Origin of the sequence: Trichlorobacter thiogenes (assembly GCF_900167465.1) — a bacterium.
Lineage (GTDB): Bacteria > Desulfobacterota > Desulfuromonadia > Geobacterales > Pseudopelobacteraceae > Trichlorobacter > Trichlorobacter thiogenes.
Genome location: NZ_FUWR01000038.1, coordinates 1 through 3125 on the forward strand (window position 1 = coordinate 1; position 3125 = coordinate 3125).

A 3125-nucleotide genomic window follows, 5' to 3' on the forward strand; every position below is an offset into this window, starting at 1 on the left:
TGCGGGCTAGCGGGCCGAAGCGTTTTTGACTTTAGGTTCCACGGAGGACGCTACCACACAAAGTTTCTAACGTTTACGAGATAACCGGCTGGCGATGCCGGAGCGGTGCTGCTTGACTAAACGACCAACTGATGACTGAGACATTGGTGAAATTCAGCGCACAGTAAGCCAGTCCGAGTTGATTGAGCCGTTAGGGTGGCTGCTGGGATAGAGCGTCAATACGCCTAAGTTCCATAATTACAGCGTCCTGAGTAAAGCTACACAAGTTATTTGGGCATGTGTAGGCCGAATTATTTTTAAGAAAGAACAACCTAACTTCTCCTACTTTGGGTGGTGGCATTAGAAAATTATAGAAAATTTCTTCTATTGGTTTTGAATGTCCCTTTATGGATTCAAGAACTTCGACAGTCATACGAAACATCTTGCTTTCAGTCGTCTCCATTATTTTCAATGGTCGTCCAAGCACAATGAGGTCTGCATATTTATAACGGTTTTCGGCATATGTACTAATGTTACTGCCTTTGGGACAAAGACATACCTCTCCCCAGCAATTTGAAGTAGCAACAAAAAAGGTTAGAAATATTAGTGACAATTTGAATTTGGGCATATACGAGAACACCCTAACGTTTACGAGATAACCGGCTGGCGATGCCGGAGCGGTGCTGCCTGACTAACCGACCAACTGACGACTGAGGCATTGGTGAAATTCAGCGCAGAGTAAGCCAGTCCGAGTTGATTGAGTCGTTAGATTTATTCACGATTCCGAATGTTTGCGGTGTCTCTGTTAAGCAGCTTACCGCAGATACTTGAACAAAAATACAGTACAACAAAAAGTAGTGACGCTCCGCCAATTATAAACACCCAAAGCATTCCAGGACCATCATCTCCACCGTAGAATAATATTGCTGGAATTATTGTAGTGACAGGGAGAGCCCCGAACACAATTGTCTTTATATGAAGTAAACCCTTGTTTGGTGACATAAGATGCTTGATTGAAAGATAAATACTTGCAGATATATGCAGAAAAAATGGAATTGTAAACAAGGGCAGACTCCCCTGATAAATTATAATTATAAGTGCGAATACGCCAAGTAATATTGAAAATATAGTTGTAAGCATATTCCCTCTCAATAAAATCTAACGTTTACGAGATAACCGGCTGGCGACGCCGGAGCGGTGCTGCCTGACTAACCGACCAACTGACGACTGAGGCATAGGTGAAATTCAGCGCACAGTAAGCCAGTCCGAGTTGATTGAGCCGTTAGGAGCGAGGAAGAACTTGACCAAGCCTGCGTTTACCCTGCGCTGCCAGAAACCACCCACAAAAGCCGGAAGAACCGACTTGTTGGAACTTGCCTACCTGCCGAAATAGCTTACCAAACAAACACTGGATTTCAACCCGTTGCGAAAAGCCCGCCAGCCCTTATTTAATGCGGCCTAGCTGGCCGAAGCGTTTTTGACTTTAGGTGCCACGGAGGACGCTGGTACAAAAAGTTTCTAACGCCTGAGAGATAACCGGCTGGCGTTTAAAAAAGTACATAAAGACAGAAGGTTATGATGCGGAACTGGTGAAATTCAGCACACAGTAAGCCAGTCCGAGTTGATTGAGCCGTTAGAGGCAGCAAAGGAGCCGGATTATGGGTAGAACAAAAGGCAAAACAAGCACACCGCCAGAAGTGGTTGCCGTTGTAACCGAACTGGTAGCAAAACATGGGCAAGCAGGAACTGCAAGAGCCACAGGGCTGATATTGCATACAGTACAGAACTACCTCAAAGGTATTGGTGAACCTACAAGGGCTAATTTGCAGAAGCTGGCCAATTACACCGGCAAAACCTTTGTAATTGAAGTTAAGCCTGAACAGTAGCCTCTAACGTTTACGAGATAACCGGCTGGCGATGCCGGAGAGGTGCTGCCTGAACTGCCGACCAACTGACGACTGAGGAACTGGTGAAATTCAGCGCACAGTAAGCCAGTCCGAGTTGATTGAGCCGTTAGGAGCAGAGAAGCACTGGCCCAAGTTGGCGTTTACCTTGCGCTGATGAAACCACCCACCGGAGCCGGAACTGCTGACTTGCTGGAACTTGCCTGCCTGCCGCAACAGCTTACAAACCAACCCCTGAATTACAACATACCAAATGCCCGCTGATGCTGATTTTATGCGGGCTAGCAGCCTGAAAATACCACTGTTTTTAGGTGCCACGAAGGACGCTGCCACCAAAGGCTTCTAACGTTTACGAGATAACCGGCTGGCGATGCCGGAGTGGTGCTGCCTGAACTGCCGACCAACTGACGACTGAGAAACTGGTGAAATTCAGCGCACAGTAAGCCAGTCCGAGTTGATTGAGCCGTTAGGGTAACTTGATATGTGACATTAACAGCTTATGGAGATTAGCCCATGTCTGGGAAATGGTATTTGAATTTTTATGAGCGGCCATAAGCACTAATTTACCCTCGTCTGTTAGCTGATAACGTTTTGATTCTTTTGAAACAAACCCAACGCTGATAAGCGCGTCTAGCGACTGCTGAAGTTCTTTGTCTGTTGGAACTGCGTGATTAATTCCGTCAGCGATTTGTGAAATTTCCCGAAAGTTTGCTGATCCAGTGCCTGATGCCATTTCAAGTGCATAAAAAATCCAAGATATGATTTTGAGATCAGTCATTGGTAGCTACCCTAACGTTTACGAGATAACCGGCTGGCGACGCCGGAGCGGTACTGCTTGACTAACCTGCCAACTGATGACCTGGACATTGGTGAAATTCAGCGCACAGTAAGCCAGTCCGAGTTGATTGAGCCGTTAGGAGCGAGGAAGAACTTGACCAAGCTGGCGTTTACCTTGCACTGCCACAAACCACCCACAAAAGCCGGAAGAACCGACTTGCTGGAACTTGCCGAACCGCCGAAATAGCTTACCAAATAACCACTGAATTTCAACTTGCTGCGATGCCTGCCAAGCCGGATTCTATGCGGCCTAGCTGGCCGAAGCGTTTTTGACTTTAGGTTCCACGGAGGACGCTACCACACAAAGTTTCTAACGTTTACGAGATAACCGGCTGGCGACGCCGGAGCGGTGCTGCTTGAACTGCCGACCAACTGACGTCTGAGATACTGGTGAAATTCAGCGCA

2 protein-coding genes are annotated in these 3125 nt (G+C 47.1%); one reads left to right on the forward strand and one right to left on the reverse strand.

All coding sequences use genetic code 11. The annotated features are described in order from the left end of the window. Positions 1–1637 precede the first annotated feature (1637 nt). Positions 1638–1865 carry a hypothetical protein gene (locus tag B5D39_RS16630; RefSeq protein WP_078791619.1) on the forward strand — a complete coding sequence of 76 codons (228 nt, stop codon included), beginning with the start codon at positions 1638–1640 and terminating at the stop codon, positions 1863–1865. 484 nt (positions 1866–2349) lie between these two features. Here the strand turns inward: B5D39_RS16630 and B5D39_RS16635 are convergent, their stop codons facing one another. Beyond that, on the reverse strand, positions 2350–2661 hold the full coding sequence (locus B5D39_RS16635) for a hypothetical protein (RefSeq protein ID WP_078791620.1): 312 nt from the start codon (positions 2659–2661) through the stop codon (positions 2350–2352). Positions 2662–3125: the final 464 nt, after the last annotated feature.